A 15,074-nucleotide genomic window follows, 5' to 3' on the forward strand; every position below is an offset into this window, starting at 1 on the left:
ATTACAGGCCTCGCTCTTTAGTCCATGGGCGTACCTTCAGGCCCTCTTTTAGGTGATGAACACCGGCAGAAACGATGATATCGCCAGGCTTAAGGCCGCTTTGGATCTCAAAGCCTTGCTGGCGTAGCTGACCCGGTTGAACCGCGCGTTTTGAAACCAACTGAGTGTCCGGGTTATAAACCCACACATAGTGGTTGCCCGCAGCCTCCTGAGTTTGTTCTGAGAAGACGGCTTCATTAGGCACAATGATAGCAGAAGTACTTTGATTCGTGATCTTACTCGGGTCGACATAGACATGGCCAGTCATACCGGCCAGCAAGTTAAAGTCTTGCGGAATTGGCAGAGAGAAAACCACTTTGTAGGTAAGCGTAACCGGATCGGCCTGGGTATCCCACTCTTTGATGTTCAAAAGATAAGACTTATCGGTATAGCCATCAAATATCACGGTCGGATGATAGTCGAGATCTTTATTTACCCGGGCAACCAGTTTTTCCGGCACCTGAATGACCACGTCCATACGGTCGCGCGTCTCCAGGCGTAAAATATTCTGTTTGGCGACAATGTTCTCAAAGTTCTTCACAAACACCTTGGCAATGGTGCCGTCGAAAGGGGCTCTGAGTTCACTGTTTTCAAGATTGGTCTGAGCGATTTTAAATGCAGACTCGGCAACTTGCTTGTTTGCCAGCGCCTGATCATATTCGGCTTTACTGGTAATCGACTTTTCATACAAAGATTCGATCCGGTTAAGCTGAGCCACCGCCAGTTCGAATTGGGCTTTGCGCTGCTGATACTGAAGCTCGAAGTCTTCCGGGTCGAGTTTTGCCAGTAGTTGACCCTTTTTCACTTCCTGACCGGCCAGCACCGGAAACTCCATCAGTTCGCCGTTGACCCGAAAGGCAAGGTAAGATCCCTGGTTTGCGACGACTTCGGCTGGAAAGCTGCGTAATTGGCCGGCCTGTGGATCAGCAACGGTATGCAGTTTTACTGGACGTGTGACCTGGCTTGTCGTGGTTTGCTGCACAGCGTCCTGACAAGCTGACAATAACAACAAAGCTGGAAAAAAGAGTGCGAGTTTATTCACCAAAATTACTCCCTCAGACTAAAATTTAGTGCAGGATAATGAATTTAGGCATAAAATAAAAATTATTAAAACTTTGGTATAAAATAAATTTTATTTATGAAGTTGGCAGATATTCAGGTACTCGATGCTGTGGCAAATGCACAAAGCCTGAGCGCAGCGGCAAAACGATTATATAAGTCACAACCGGCGGTCACGCAAGCCTTAAAAAGGCTGTCTGATGAATTGGGTTTTGCGCTGGTGACGCGCGAGGATTATCGTATTCGTCTGACCGAGCAGGGAAAGCGCTTTCATCAGCATGCTCAGAAGCTGCTGGAACAGCATAATCACCTAAAAATTTTGGCGGATGAGTTTTCTCAGGGTAATGAGGCAAAATTTCGCATTTGCTATGAACCTATGTGCCACCAGGAAACGTATAACACGCAGATTAGTAGCACCTTTAAGCAATTTCCTTCGACTGAATTGGTGATTTCCAGCGGTCGGCGCTTTGTCGCGTTGGAGCAGGTAAACGCCGGTGCCGCCGACTTAGGGATAGGGCCCTGGTTTGATTTGTTTCACGCCACCGGTGAGCTGGAGTCCATCGCCATCGGAGAAACCAAACTGGGCGTTGTTGCTAAGCGTGGTCTGTTGCCAAAGCGCATGTACTATGATGAATTGAGCTTATATCCTTGTTTGGCCATGGTTGAGAGTGGCTTCGACTTTGACAGCGAACGTTTGGCCTATTCCCGTGGACTCCATGTCATGAAATTGGATGACGTCAGCACCATTAAGCTATTCTTATCACAGGGCGTCGGGTTTGCACTGACCAGTCTTAATACCTGTCGTCAGGAGCTTGAAAGCGGAGAGCTGGAGCGCATTGAGATCATCGACCGTCAACATGAGTTCACGGCGGCCATTCACGCTTTTCGACGTCATCAGAGTCATTACGGCCCGGTAGCGCGACATTTGTGGCAACAATTCACAGCATTAGGAGCGCAGTTTGCAAACGGAAACTAAAGAAGAGTTTAGAGTACGGGTATTTACCCTGATTGGTGCAATCCCCGAGGGAAGCGTCGCCACTTATGGGCAAATTGCCGGGCTTGCCGGTGCCCCTAAACACGCGCGAGCCGTTGGTTATTTATTAAAGCACTTGCCGGCAGGCTCAAGTCTGCCGTGGCACAGAGTAATTAATAGTCAGGGAAAAATTTCTTTTCCACCTCAGAGTGATAAGTTCAGACAGCAAAGTGAATTATTACGCTCGGAAGGGGTGCAGGTACAGGGTGGCAAGATTGCCTTGCGCCAGTACCAGTGGTGCTAAATCTATCCGTCATTTTTAAGTTATGGAGAGAGCAATGATAGAGCAAGCTTTTAATTTCAATTCCCCCATTAAAATAGGTATCAGTGCCTGTCTTGCTGGTGACAAAGTGCGCTTTGATTCGGGGCATAAGCGCAGCAACTTTTGTATGGACGAACTGGCCGACTACGTGGAATACGTGCGTTTTTGTCCTGAGGTGGCAATAGGCTTGCCCATTCCCAGAAAAACCATTCGTCAGGTCAGGGTCGAGGATGTCATTAAGGTTGGGCCGGCGCACAGTGATGAAGATTACGCGCCTGATCTTGCCGAATACGGCAAGAAAGTATCAGACGAGCATGGTGAGCAGTTATCAGGCTATATTTTTTGTGCGAAAAGTCCCAGCTGTGGCATGGAGCGGGTAAAAATCTACAACGAAGCCGAGACCGGCAATACCTCCGAAGGGGTGGGCATATTTGCAGAGCAGATCATGGCACGCAACCCTTTGCTGCCGTGTGAAGAAAATGGCCGTCTGAATGATATGCATCTGAGAGAAAATTTTGTGATGCGTGTTTATGTCTATAAAAGCTGGCAGGAGCTAGTCGCCACTCAACCTGGGTTACACGAGCTGACAAGTTTTCATGCTCGTCACAAGTACTTGCTGATGAGTCATAACTATCAGGCGTATCGCGATCTGGGCAGGTTGCTCGCTGAGGGCAAAGGAACACCACTGGGGGAGCTCAGAGCGAATTATATCAGTGGCCTGATGGCTGCCTTGTCGCGTCCAGCCAGACGCAAAGACCAAGCTAACACGCTATCGCATTTGCAGGGCTACTTCAAAAAAGTGCTGGGCAAAGTCGAAAAGCAGGAACTGTGCAGGGCGATTGACGACTACCGGGTTGGTCAGGTGCCGTTGCAGGTGCCATTAACCTTGTTGCGCCATCATCTGATCATGCATCCAAATGACTATCTTATGCAGCAAGTCTATTTCTATCCTTATCCGAACGAACTTAAGCTGAGGTATGCAATTTAATGTCTGCGTTATTCTGGTTTCGCCGCGATTTAAGGGCCTATGGCAACGAAGCGCTTATCGAAGCGGTTGAAAATGGGGCACGTGATGCGCTCTTTATATTGTGTGAGCAACAATGGCAACAGCACAATACTGCGCCTGTGCAGGTGGATTTACTGAAGCGCCGGGTTGTCTGGTTGGGCCATAAGCTGGCCGAGCTGGGGATCCGACTACATGTACTAGATGCTGGTGACTTTACTAAGGTGCCAGCGCTACTCGCCCAATTCTGTCAAGAGAATGGAGTGCAACAGGTTTACGCCAATAGGGAATACGAGGTCAATGAGCAGGACAGAGATCTCGCATGCCAGGAAGCCGGCGTACAGCTGAAACTATTCGACGGAGATTTAATTGCACCACCGGGCAGTGTAACAACGGCCAGTAACGAAATGTATAAAGTGTTTACGCCATTTAAAAAGGCCTGGCTTAAACAGTATGAGCAACAACACTTTTATCTGCCGGGCTGGCCGGAGCTGGACCTTTCGTCGCAACAGTGGCAAGCACCTGAGCAGCTTCAGGGTGACGCATGCTCCGAAAAATGGCCGGTCGATGATGAAACGCTGGTTAAAGTCGTTCAGACATTTATTCAGGACAAAATGGCAGAGTATAAAGAGAACCGTGATTTTCCGCTCGTGAAGGGCACCTCCGGGCTCAGTCCGTACCTGGCGTTGGGGATAGTCTCGGTTAAGCAATTACTTGCTGAAATTCAGCTGCATTTTCCTGAGCTGTTACAAATGACCAGTGCACCGGCGTTTAGCTGGGTCAACGAGTTGATTTGGCGCGAATTCTACCGTCACCTAATTTGCGCCTATCCAAAGTTGTGTAAAGGGTTTAATTTCAATGAAAAGTACAATGACGTTCGTTGGCGCGAGGACGAGGCACAGTTTAAAGCATGGTGCGAAGGAAAAACGGGGTACCCGATAGTGGATGCGGCAATGCGGCAGCTCAACCAGACAGGCTGGATGCACAATCGCTTGCGGATGATAGTGGCAAGCTTTTTGACCAAGCACCTGTTAATTGACTGGCGCAAGGGTGAGCATTACTTTATGAGTAAGCTGATAGATGGCGACCTGGCGAGCAATAATGGTGGTTGGCAATGGGCGGCCAGCACCGGGTGTGATGCACAACCATATTTCCGGATTTTTAATCCAATTAGCCAAAGTGAAAAATTCGATCCGCAAGGGGACTTCATTCGCAAATATGTCCCAGAGCTTAGGGATGTACCGGCGAAATCGATTCACTTTCCCCATGATTATTTGCAGGCATTTGCTATCGAGGGCTATGTTGAGCCGATAGTAGAGCATAAGGCGGCGCGTGAAAGAGCCCTGACGGCGTTCAAGGTTTAATCGATAGGGCGTTTGCCTCTCAGGCTCAGGTCTGGTGCGGGCTAAGAAGCGGGGGCTAAAAAGTAAACAAAAAGTGCGTATTTTTGTGCCTGTTATGTTTACACCCGCGTCAGATAAGGCGAAATAGCGCAAATATTTTAGTTAAAACGGGATTTTAGGCTTGCACAAAGAAAAAAAATGGATAACCATAGAATCCGCTTCGGCAAATTATAAAAACATAGGAATTATACAATGAATAAAGCTCAACTAGTTGAAAAGATGGCGGCTGACGCTGAGATCTCAAAAGCTGCAGCGACTCGCGCGCTTGAAGCATTCACTGGTGCTGTAACTCAGTCTCTTAAAGATGGTAACTCAGTGGCACTGGTTGGTTTTGGCACTTTCTCTGTAAAAGAGCGTTCAGCACGTACGGGTCGTAACCCGCAAACTGGCGCTGAAATCCAAATTCCAGCGGCAAATATCCCTTCATTTAAAGCGGGTAAAGGCCTTAAAGATCAGGTTAATCCTTAATAAAAAAAAAAGGGGCTTTAGCCCCTTTTTTTAACCAATTGTTTTATCATCCCCTGAGCGCTTTATCGCCTCGCCCAATACCCACAGTACCAGAACGTACCATCTCAATAATATCGCTTTCGTGTCTGAGCATATCCAGGAAAGACGCAATTTTATCGCTGCTGCTGGCAAGCTGCACCGTGTAGCTACGCTTGCCCATATCGAGTATCATGCCGCCGAATACGTCGGTGACACGCGTTACAGAGGCTCTGGTTTGTTCATTGCCGGCAAATACTTTGACCAGTAACAACTCCCGTTCAATATGACTGGTTTCGGTCAGGTCAATGATCTTGAGGACATCAACCAGCTTGTTAACTTGTTTCGTTATTTGTTCCACCACTCGGTCGTCACCCTGGGTGGTAATGGTGATACGAGACAGGGTTGTGTCGTCTGTGGTGCCTACTGTCAGACTATCAATGTTATAGGCACGCTGAGAAAATAAGCCCACAATGCGCGACAATGCGCCCGGTTCGTTTTCCAGTAAGATGGCCAGTATTCTGCGCATTATGCTTTTACTCCCTTTTTCAGCCACATCTCATCAATGGCCCCTAATTTAATTTGCATTGGATAAACGTGTTCGTTTTCGTCAACGCGGATATCCAGAAACACCAGTCGGTCATTGATAGCAAATGCGCGCGCCAGTGCATCGTCCAGTTCATCGGGGTGATCAACACGGATCCCGACATGACCATAACTTTCCGCCAATGCCACGAAATCGGGTAGGGATTCCATATAAGAACTAGAGTGACGGCCGCCATACATCATATCCTGCCACTGACGTACCATGCCCAAAGAGCGGTTATTCAGAGAGACAATTTTGACATTTAAACCGTACTGTAAGCAGGTAGACAGTTCCTGAATGTTCATCTGTATCGAGCCGTCTCCGGTAACGCATACGACGTCGGAGCCAGGGTACGCCACTTTAACGCCCATCGCCGCAGGCAGACCAAAGCCCATAGTACCCAGGCCACCTGAGTTGATCCATTGTCTTGGGTGTTTGAAAGGGTAGTACTGCGCCGCAAACATCTGATGCTGACCAACATCAGAGCAGATGTAAGCCTCTCCCTGGGTAACCTGATAAAGCTTCTCAATGACCGTTTGCGGCTTTATTTTGTCGTCTTGTGTGTCATAAGCTAGGCAGCGTTGTTCGCGCCACGCTGTAATTTGTTGCCACCAAGATTCTTGTGCAGCGCGGTCAATACGCAGTGCGCTTTTTTCTATCGCATGTTGCAGCTGTGCAAGGACTGTGTCCAGGCTGCCAACAACCGGAATATGAGCCTGGATTGTCTTGGAGATAGAAGTTGGGTCAACATCCACATGAACTATGGTGGCGTCTGGGCAAAACTTCTTCACGTTATTGGTGACCCGATCATCAAATCGCGCGCCCAATGCCAGGATTACATCGGCATTGGCCATGGCCTTATTGGCTTCGAGAGAGCCATGCATACCCAGCATGCCAACAAAATTGGGGTGTGTGCCACTGATCCCGCCAAGTCCCATCAAAGTGTTGGTGATAGGCGCGTTGAGTGTTTCAACCAGCTCCGTCAGTTGCTCAGAGGTGTTTGACAATATGATACCGCCGCCAGAGTAGACGACCAGCCTTTTAGCGCCCAAAATAGCATCTACCGCTTTTTTAATTTGTCGCGAGTGACCCTTGGAGCTTGGGTTGTAGGTGCGCATCTCGATACGTGTGGGCATGTCATAATCAAACTTGAGCTGCGGATTAAGTATATCTTTTGGCAACTCAACCACTACAGGACCTGGTCTGCCCGAGTTGGCCAGGTAGAATGCCTTTGCCAGCACGGTTGGGATCTGTCTTGCATCACGACAGTTAAAGCTGTGTTTAACAATCGGCCGCGAGCAACCGACTATGTCTGTTTCCTGGAAGGCATCATCACCAATCAAATTGGATGGCACCTGACCTGACAGGACGACCATGGGGATACTGTCCATGTAGGCGGTCGCAATCCCTGTTACACAGTTGGTTGCACCAGGGCCCGAGGTTGCCAGTACAACCCCCGTTTTGCCGGTGCTTCTGGCATAGCCATCGGCCATATGGGTGGCAGCTTGTTCATGGCGGACCAGAATATGTTCAATGTCATTTTGCGCAAACAACGCATCATACAGATCCAGAACAGAGCCGCCCGGATAGCCAAAAATATACTCAACGTCCAGCTCGGTCAGCGCCTTTACTACCAGCTCCGAGCCATTAAATTGCTCACTCATTACCTCATTCCTCAGCAAAATTTAAATTAAAGGCAAAAAAAAACCCCGCTGGTGCGGGGTCTGTGCAAACATTCGCTCACAACGGCCCCGCCGGACTTAGCACTAAGACCAGTACGAGTACCACAACTGTGAAGAATAATGTTTGCATGTTTAATATCTGCGTAAAAGTTTAATCTGATGCTCTTATTTAAAGGTGAATCCGTGAATGTGTCAAGGCTCAAAAATGTTCAAAGTGCATTATTATGCCTGTTTGGTATTTTAAATATTGAAACATAGTGTTTCATGACGCCTATTTTGAGTTTAGGTGAATAATTAATGCATTTTTGAGCGGGTTGAGCGAGTTTAGAAATATACTCATCAACCTGCTACTATCGTCGCTATCAACAAATCGGGTAAATCAGCATGAAATTCAGCCTTTTAGTTCTTCTTTTTGCCGTTATTGCAAATCCGGTGGTGGCTTTGCAACTGGATCAACAGCAACTGCGTTTCTGGCTTGAAAAGCAAGCCGGGCGGAGCTTTTCTGACTATGAGGCCAGACAGCGGATCTCGGCATATTTATCCGGGTCCTACGGACCTGCAATCAGATCCCCGTACACAGGCAAACCGCCGAAGAAGCTTATGTCGCTCAGAGGCTATCAGGGCGCGTCAGCACTGCCAATGCAAGGGGCTAAAATACTGGCGATTCTTATCGATTTCCCTGATCTCCCTCATGACGATAACCGCCTCGCGCAGGGCGATTCGGATATGTTTTACCCCGCATATCCAGCTAACCATTATCAGCAGCTCATTTTTTCACAGCAGGGTTTTGCAGCCCCTGACGGCGAACTCCTGAACAGTGCAAATCAGTACTACCAGCAGGCGTCTGGTGGCAGCTTTGCTTTGTCGGGAGAGGTATTTGGTTGGTTAACCGCGGCACAGAACGCAAGCTATTATGGACAGAGAGTCGGCAACCGGCGCGATAATAAGGTTGCAGAGCTGGTCAAAGAAGCTGTCGAGGTGGCGGTAGAGCGTTATGCTATTAACCTGAGTGACTACGATCTCACCGACTTAAACGACCGCGATGGCGATGGCATTTTGAATGAGCCTGATGGCGTTGTTGACCACATTATGCTGTTTCATTCAAGCATTGGTGAAGAAGCCGGAGGAGGTGTTCTGGGCACAGATGCTATCTGGTCACACCGGTTCTTGGTGGCCGACGACGGTTATACGCCTGTTAGTATTGCAAATAGCGACACACGGATCCACAACTACACCATTAATCCAATCGATGCGAGTGTAGGGGTGGTGGTTCACGAGTTCGGTCATGAGCTAGGCTTGATAGATGAGTATGATCTCAACAATGGCACGATTGGAGAGCCTGTCGCAAACTGGTCTGTGATGTCCAGCGGTAATTGGTTAGGTCCGCTGCGCGGCGCTCAGCCTGTCTCTTTCTCGCCCCGCAACCTGACAAGGCTACAAAACAAGTTTGGTGGCAACTGGGTTAACCAGGTTGAAGTCGACGTCGCGCAGTTGCGTGATGGTTATCAGGCCAGCCTCAGTCATGTGGGTGAATTCTCAGGGCAAACCGATCAGCTTAAAGTGACACTGCCTGCCAGCCTTGAGTACGTGGGAGAGCCAATATCCGGGCAATATCAATACTATTCTGGCCAGGGAAACAACACATTGAACCTGGCGAGCATGACACTGGCGTTGCCGGACTCAGAAACGTTGACCCTGAACATGCGGGCCCGATTTGACATTGAACGTGGCTACGACTATTTCCAGGTTAGAGCCAATGAGCAGCCACTTGTTGGTAACCTCACTCAGACACAGCATCCGCTGTATCCCACGGTGATGCACTATATCGATGGCCACAGTGGACAAACTGCAGGTGGCGCGAACGGGAGTCAGGTTACTGAGCTCAGCTATTCGCTTGCGGCGTTTGCCGGAGAAACTATTACCCTGGAATTCCTTTATCAAACCGACAGTGTGGAATACGGACTTGGGATTTTACTGGATGATATCACCATCTCGGACGAAGAAAATATCATCGTAATGGCTGATGGGGAGTCTGCTGAGCAACTGTCTTTGCATGGCTTTAGCAGAATAAGCCGGTATCGAGAAGGACTCGAGCAGGCCTACTATCTGCAACTCAGGTCGCACCATGGCATAGACGCAGGACTGCAAGGCGCCAGCTATATGCCAGGCGTACTAGTTTGGTATGCCAACGAGAATTTCGACAATAATTCAACATCATTACATCCGGGCGAAGGTAAAATATTGGTGGTAGATACTGATCAGGGCATTATACCCAGGACCACCAGCGAGACTCCTGCTGCTACCCGGATCCAACTCAGAGACGCCGCACTGAGGTTGGAGGATCAAAACCCCGGGCTTGGTGATAATCAGCTACAAGCCATTTATACGTTCAGTGATGCGCAGGACTATAGTCACCCTCAGCAGCCTGTTTCTGGTGTGACCTTGCCCGAGCATGGCGTAACCATTGAGTTACTTGAGGTCACCGATCAGTACAGGCAAGCGCAATTACAATTGACGGCTTCACCCAAAGCAAAAATTCGTGCCGCTGTAGATGGGCTTACCGTGAGCTTCTCTGTTTCAGGACTAGCCTTAAATACGTCAGATACCTTTGAATGGCACTTTGGTGACGGCAATCGCAGTGAGTTACTTGCGCCTTCTCATCAATACAATAGTCGGGGCACTTACACCGTGACATTTACCCGCAAAAACGCCGCCGGAGAAACGCAATCGGTTGAACAGCAGTTCACACTGGCCGCGCCATTAGAGTTGCTAGAAGCCAGCATCAAGGGTGAAGACGGTAATATTATTGCCAGTGCACAGTATCAGGGTGGAGCTGCGCCTGTAAACGTGCGCTGGGAGATGGGAGACGGGACTCAACTAGAAGGGGCACAAGTTCAGCATCAATACAAGTTATCCGGGCTCTACCGCATAGTCGTGTTGCTGGAGGATGCCAATGGCAGCAAGGTAAGTAACACGATTGAGAAAAATGTCACTGTTCCTTTGAGCGGCGAGATCACCGCTGCACAAAGTGGTTTAACTGCCAACCTAACCCTGTCGATGCGCGGTGGCTCGGGTAATTACGCGGTTAGCTGGGCGTTTGGGGATGGCCTGAGTGCAACTGGTGAAGCCGTCAGTCATACCTATCAGGGCGCTGGGCGCTATCAGGTGACGGCGACAATGACTGACTTGAATGACAATCAGCAGGTGACGGTGACCAAGGATATTTCAGTGTCTGAGACAGCCAGCTCAGGGCAGGAGGGATCAGCAGGTAGTTTGTTTGGATTAAGTATGTTGCTAATGATGTTAATCAGGATAAGAAAACGCCCTGCATAAGCAGGGCGTTGGTATTCAATCAGACCGATTGATATTACAGGCGCTCGATAACCGCTTGTGTAAAGTCAGTCGTGCCGTGGTTACCGCCTAAGTCGCGAGTAGTACGGTCACCTGATTTGATCACATCAGCAACGGCGTTGCGGATTTTGTCTGCTGTCTCACCCATGTCAAGGTATTCAAGCATTTGAATAGACGCCAGGATCACAGACGTTGGGTTTGCCAGGTTTTTACCAGCGATATCTGGCGCACTGCCGTGTACTGCTTCGAAAATTGCCGCGTTTTCGCCGATGTTCGCACCAGGCGCCATACCCAGACCACCTACCAGACCCGCACACAGATCAGAAATGATGTCACCAAACAGGTTAGTTGTTACAACAACGTCAAACTCTTCTGGTGTCATAACCAGCTTCATGCACGTTGCATCCACGATCATTTCCGCAGACTCGATGTCAGGGTAACGCTCGCCAACTTCACGTGCTACTTTAAGGAACAGGCCAGAAGTTGACTTCAGGATGTTCGCTTTGTGTACCGCAGTTACTTTCTTACGGCCTTCACGCTGTGCCAGCTCGTATGCAAATGTTACGATCTTCTCTGCACCTTCACGCGTGATTTTAGACATAGCTTCTGCTTCGCTGCCATCTTCAGAGACAACCTGGCCCAGACCAGAGTACATGCCCTGAGTGTTTTCACGTACAGTGATGATATCGATATCGTCGTAACGCGCTTTAGTGCCTTCGAAAGATTTAACCGGACGCACGTTAGCGTACAGGCCGAAGTGCTTACGCAGTGTTACGTTGATAGACGTAAAGCCTTCGCCAACTGGAGTTGTAAGCGGGCCTTTCAGCGTGATTTTGTTGCGTTCAATGGCTTCCAACGTCTCAGGAGGCAGTAGCTCACCGGTTTTTTCCAGTGCTGCCAGTCCTGCGTCAACGTACTCGTAGTCGAATTCGCAGCCTGCTGCATTTAAAATTTCAATTGCCGAGTCGATGATGCTTGGACCGATGCCGTCGCCACGGATCACCGTGATAGTTTGCTTAGCCATTTATGTTTCCTTTATCAAAAGTAAATTCACATCTGAGAACAATTCTAACCAAGTGTAGTAGAGCTGTTCGGGTGATGTTGGATCGCTTGAAAATTTAAGCGCGTTTTATAGCAATTTATTCCTTTATATTCCAGTCAGGAATGGATAAATACCATAAATATAGTGAATGCTCGGTATGCATTATATTTATCGCGTAAATATCACTCAATCAAATTATACAAACCAAGAGATTGCAGATGTGCCAGCAGCGCGTTAAGACTTGGCCAGTCATGGAGCTTAGCCTGATCATCCAGTACCTGTCGTTGCCAGGCGGAGGTTTGGAAGTTGGCGTCACTGATTTGTAATGTCAGGATCTTTACTGCGGTAAAGGTCAGAGACAAGCCTTTGAGCTTTGATTTTCTGTACAACTCAGACTGTTCAAAAGCGCGGTGTGCATCGCTATTGGCAAAGTGACTATGGAAATAGTGCTTAAACGCCTCTTCATCAAATGCCACAAAACCATACAAGTTTGCCAGAGAAACAGGGTGAGGGTTATCTGCACACTCGCTTGTGTGCACAAAGCGCTTTATGTCTACGCTGTGATGTTTGAGCATAAAAGCGATGGCTGCACTGACCGGTGAAAGAATATGCTCATAGTGATGGCCATAATTTTGCTGTACGAGCGCAGCCAGGACCTGGGCAAATAACTGGTATTTGTGCCAGATATCTTTGGCGAAAGGGTGCTTTAGTTGCACAATGAGCTGCTCAACCAACACGCGCTGACAAAGCAGCGCCGCAGCGTCCAGACCAACCATTGTCAGGCAGTGGCGTAAGTTGGCGCCTTTTTGCGCTTCCCGGTTGTAGAGTCTTGCTGCTTGCGATAAAGCCGTTTCGATTTCTCTAAATGGCGCGATGGTTTTTTCTATTGCTCTGAAGCTACTAAAATTTTCCCCGCCCAGTTGTTCGACTACATGAAGCGCTTCTGTCATTTGATCTGAAGTTGTTGCAAGGGGTTGGGGCGGGATACGCGACCAAACCCGATACAGTAGTTGTGGATCTGAAACCCGGACTGCCTGGTAGCGTTGCGGGTGACGCCTTTGTGTTTTAATTAAACGGGTGATCTTACCTGACTCAATAATGGCCAGAATGGCATGCTTATCCTCTTCGCAAAGTAGCAGCGCCTGGTGACCTTGATGCTGTTGTACGGCACCGGCCGGGTAGGCAGCTAGCTGACGAGCGATTAGTTGCAAGCTGGCCTGCACAAAAGTATGGGTATTGTTCAAATATAATTGTTTGATGACAGCGGGCAGGGAAGCGCGCTGATGCTTTTTCATCAAAGCATTGGCAATTTGGGTCGCGATGGCAACCAACAATGTAACATTGTCGTACAATGGGGTGTTGCTCCTGCGGCTGATGGACAATTCATAGCCACTGAGCCGGGCCAGGATCCGCGTTATCTGGGGCGACTTTAGCTGACCTGCATCAAGTACCTTAACTGCGAGCTGATGGCGCAGCTTGAGCTTTTGCGATTCTACCTTAGACAATGGCTTATCGGTTGCCTGCTTGTCATATTCGCGATTGGCGCACAGCACGCTTGCAAAGCCCGCGACTAACAGCTCATGGATCATCTGCTCAGTATAACCATGGGCATACCCAAGCATACCTAGCACAACAGACTGCTTTACGAGCACATTGGTTGAGTGACGGAAGGGAACAGAGATAAAATGCAAATGTGCATGGAGGGCATTGGGAGCCAGTCGGTAAAGGCGGGTAAATTGCTCGGCCAGCTGAGACAGTGTTACGTCAATTTTAGGCCAGCTGCTTTTGTCATAGTATAGCGACAATACTGACTCAGACTGAGTCAGGAGTTTGTGTAGTTGTCTTGCTATATCCTCATTGACCGTCATTCAAAAGCCTTGTCATACGCCACAATTGCGCCTGCGCCCCAAAGCGTCAGCTTACCATTTTCAAACAGCAGACCTGTGCACTCATCTTGCGTGGTGATCCCATCCGGTTTAACTAGCTGTGTTCTGTAAAACACGATTTGTACGACACGATCGCCCTCTGATTTCACATAGGTCAGGTCCGGACTGCCAAGCGTTTCCAGCACTTCGTCCAGTTCGATTAGCATATCGGGTTTAAGTTTACTGATATAACGCTTGTTAAAGGCTTCTCTGTCTTGCCAGATCATCGCTTGCGGGTCATCTTTATAAAAATTAATGACCAGATAGACTATGACCCCATACACGGCTAGGCCGAGAAAAACGTATTGTAAAACCTTTTTAATCATTGAAATACACCAAATACTCCCGAAGCTAGCGTAACGGAAGCGCTGCAACACAACAAGCTATTTGCGCTCAATAACCCTGAGTTGACTTAAATTAAAGCCAAGATTGATGTCAGTTTGTAGCGAAACGAGTGTTTTACTTAAAATAAAGTTATCCAGGTCCTGTTCCAGTTTACGCCGCGTTGCGTTCGCAAGTGTTGTTGCATTGAGTGCATGCTCAACCTGACCAAATTCTGAGATTAACTCAATAGCGGTTTTCTTTCCGATGCCTTTTACGCCAGGAATATCATTGGTCTTATCCCCCATCAGTGCCCACAGCTCAGTCAAAGCGTGGTAGGGAACTGAGAATTTCTCTTCAATCTCTTTGTGACCGGTGAAAGACTTCGAAAAGTAATTATAAATGTCGATGTTTTCACAGCACAGGGGTAAAAACCCTTTATCGGTCGACACAATAACCGATTGAACCTGATTATTACTGGCTTTGCTCGCCAAAGTCGCAATGACGTCATCTGCTTCATCCTGCTCCGGGAAAAACGCAGTGATACCGCATTCTTTAAATCCTTGCGCAATAAACGGCAGATTTTGTTTTAGCTGTTCAGGCATGGGTTTTCGGCTGTGTTTGTAATCAGCATAGTAATGATAGCGCCAGCTGCGTTCACCATCAAAAACGGCAATCGCATGACTGGGCTCGATGCGCCTGAGCAGCTTACTGCAGGCATTGTGGACGCGGGCTTTGCACGATTGCATGATCTGCTGTTCACTCGCACCCTGATCGACGTCAATTGCATAGATCCGACGGATCAGGTTCAGTGCATCAATAAGAAGTAATTTTGCCATGTAACTCTTTAGCGGTATGTCATAGAAGTTTAGTGTGTCGGGGTAA

The 15,074-nt window shown here is 48.5% G+C and carries 13 protein-coding genes; 6 read left to right on the plus strand and 7 right to left on the minus strand.

Annotated features, from left to right (window positions below; genetic code table 11):
- Window position 1 precedes the first annotated feature (1 nt).
- Entirely contained in the window at window positions 2-1,087 is a 1,086-nt protein-coding gene (locus tag L1285_RS00640; protein ID WP_442960466.1) for an efflux RND transporter periplasmic adaptor subunit, read from the minus strand.
- 90 nt (window positions 1,088-1,177) lie between these two features.
- On the opposite strand from L1285_RS00640, the gene L1285_RS00645 reads away from it, so the two are divergent.
- The 5 genes from L1285_RS00645 to L1285_RS00665 all read left to right on the plus strand — a co-directional run bounded on the left by L1285_RS00645 (window position 1,178) and on the right by L1285_RS00665 (window position 5,267).
- Window positions 1,178-2,074 carry a LysR family transcriptional regulator gene (locus L1285_RS00645; protein WP_125718187.1) on the plus strand — a complete coding sequence of 299 codons (897 nt, stop codon included), beginning with the start codon at window positions 1,178-1,180 and terminating at the stop codon, window positions 2,072-2,074.
- Complete coding sequence (locus L1285_RS00650) at window positions 2,058-2,375, plus strand: MGMT family protein (RefSeq protein ID WP_125718185.1); 318 nt, start codon at window positions 2,058-2,060, stop codon at window positions 2,373-2,375. The genes L1285_RS00645 and L1285_RS00650 overlap by 17 nt, the downstream gene beginning before the upstream one ends.
- Before the next feature lie 34 nt (window positions 2,376-2,409).
- Window positions 2,410-3,381 (plus strand): YbgA family protein, encoded by a 972-nt coding sequence (locus L1285_RS00655; RefSeq protein ID WP_235410553.1) that lies wholly within the window; start codon window positions 2,410-2,412, stop codon window positions 3,379-3,381.
- Complete coding sequence (gene phrB / locus L1285_RS00660) at window positions 3,381-4,760, plus strand: deoxyribodipyrimidine photo-lyase (RefSeq protein ID WP_235410554.1); 1,380 nt, start codon at window positions 3,381-3,383, stop codon at window positions 4,758-4,760. Before L1285_RS00655 ends, phrB begins: the two co-directional genes overlap by 1 nt.
- 231 nt (window positions 4,761-4,991) lie before the next feature.
- Window positions 4,992-5,267: an HU family DNA-binding protein gene (locus L1285_RS00665; RefSeq protein WP_046005250.1), complete on the plus strand. Its 276-nt coding sequence runs from the start codon at window positions 4,992-4,994 to the stop codon at window positions 5,265-5,267.
- Between the two features lie 46 nt (window positions 5,268-5,313).
- Here L1285_RS00665 and ilvN read toward each other — a convergent pair whose 3' ends face one another.
- Both ilvN and L1285_RS00675 read right to left on the minus strand, forming a co-directional pair.
- Window positions 5,314-5,811, minus strand: a complete 498-nt coding sequence (gene ilvN / locus L1285_RS00670) for an acetolactate synthase small subunit (protein ID WP_046005249.1) — start codon at window positions 5,809-5,811, stop codon at window positions 5,314-5,316.
- On the minus strand, window positions 5,811-7,532 hold the full coding sequence (locus L1285_RS00675) for an acetolactate synthase 3 large subunit (protein WP_235410555.1): 1,722 nt from the start codon (window positions 7,530-7,532) through the stop codon (window positions 5,811-5,813). The genes ilvN and L1285_RS00675 overlap by 1 nt, the downstream gene beginning before the upstream one ends.
- 402 nt (window positions 7,533-7,934) lie before the next feature.
- Here L1285_RS00675 and L1285_RS00680 point away from each other — a divergent pair, with 402 nt between their 5' ends.
- Window positions 7,935-10,883 (plus strand): immune inhibitor A domain-containing protein, encoded by a 2,949-nt coding sequence (locus L1285_RS00680; RefSeq protein ID WP_235410556.1) that lies wholly within the window; start codon window positions 7,935-7,937, stop codon window positions 10,881-10,883.
- Window positions 10,884-10,917: 34 nt separating this feature from the next.
- Here the strand turns inward: L1285_RS00680 and L1285_RS00685 are convergent, their stop codons facing one another.
- From L1285_RS00685 to xni, 4 genes are all read right to left on the minus strand, one after another.
- Window positions 10,918-11,925, minus strand: coding sequence for an isocitrate dehydrogenase (locus tag L1285_RS00685; RefSeq protein ID WP_125718173.1), 1,008 nt, complete (start codon window positions 11,923-11,925; stop codon window positions 10,918-10,920).
- Between the two features lie 200 nt (window positions 11,926-12,125).
- Window positions 12,126-13,811, minus strand: a complete 1,686-nt coding sequence (locus tag L1285_RS00690; protein WP_235410557.1) for a hypothetical protein — start codon at window positions 13,809-13,811, stop codon at window positions 12,126-12,128.
- The gene (locus L1285_RS00695) at window positions 13,808-14,194 is read right to left on the minus strand and encodes a DUF3192 domain-containing protein (RefSeq protein WP_046005244.1); all 387 of its coding nucleotides are present in this window, start codon (window positions 14,192-14,194) and stop codon (window positions 13,808-13,810) included. Before L1285_RS00695 ends, L1285_RS00690 begins: the two co-directional genes overlap by 4 nt.
- Before the next feature lie 57 nt (window positions 14,195-14,251).
- Window positions 14,252-15,028 carry a flap endonuclease Xni gene (gene xni / locus L1285_RS00700; RefSeq protein ID WP_235410558.1) on the minus strand — a complete coding sequence of 259 codons (777 nt, stop codon included), beginning with the start codon at window positions 15,026-15,028 and terminating at the stop codon, window positions 14,252-14,254.
- Window positions 15,029-15,074 lie beyond the last annotated feature (46 nt).

The sequence above is a fragment of the Pseudoalteromonas sp. DL2-H2.2 genome (assembly GCF_021532535.1).
Classification (GTDB): Bacteria; Pseudomonadota; Gammaproteobacteria; order Enterobacterales; family Alteromonadaceae; genus Pseudoalteromonas; species Pseudoalteromonas rubra_A.

What these genes read in the sequence shown, in the direction of transcription:
- L1285_RS00645 (WP_125718187.1), top strand. Translation starts at nt 1,178, where the DNA reads ATGAAGTTGGCAGATATTCAGGTACTCGATGCTGTGGCAAATGCACAA.
- L1285_RS00655 (WP_235410553.1), top strand. Translation starts at nt 2,410, where the DNA reads ATGATAGAGCAAGCTTTTAATTTCAATTCCCCCATTAAAATAGGTATC.
- phrB (WP_235410554.1), top strand. Translation starts at nt 3,381, where the DNA reads ATGTCTGCGTTATTCTGGTTTCGCCGCGATTTAAGGGCCTATGGCAAC.
- L1285_RS00665 (WP_046005250.1), top strand. Translation starts at nt 4,992, where the DNA reads ATGAATAAAGCTCAACTAGTTGAAAAGATGGCGGCTGACGCTGAGATC.
- ilvN (WP_046005249.1), bottom strand. Translation starts at nt 5,811, where the DNA reads ATGCGCAGAATACTGGCCATCTTACTGGAAAACGAACCGGGCGCATTG.
- L1285_RS00675 (WP_235410555.1), bottom strand. Translation starts at nt 7,532, where the DNA reads ATGAGTGAGCAATTTAATGGCTCGGAGCTGGTAGTAAAGGCGCTGACC.
- L1285_RS00680 (WP_235410556.1), top strand. Translation starts at nt 7,935, where the DNA reads ATGAAATTCAGCCTTTTAGTTCTTCTTTTTGCCGTTATTGCAAATCCG.
- L1285_RS00685 (WP_125718173.1), bottom strand. Translation starts at nt 11,925, where the DNA reads ATGGCTAAGCAAACTATCACGGTGATCCGTGGCGACGGCATCGGTCCA.
- L1285_RS00690 (WP_235410557.1), bottom strand. Translation starts at nt 13,811, where the DNA reads ATGACGGTCAATGAGGATATAGCAAGACAACTACACAAACTCCTGACT.
- L1285_RS00695 (WP_046005244.1), bottom strand. Translation starts at nt 14,194, where the DNA reads ATGATTAAAAAGGTTTTACAATACGTTTTTCTCGGCCTAGCCGTGTAT.
- xni (WP_235410558.1), bottom strand. Translation starts at nt 15,028, where the DNA reads ATGGCAAAATTACTTCTTATTGATGCACTGAACCTGATCCGTCGGATC.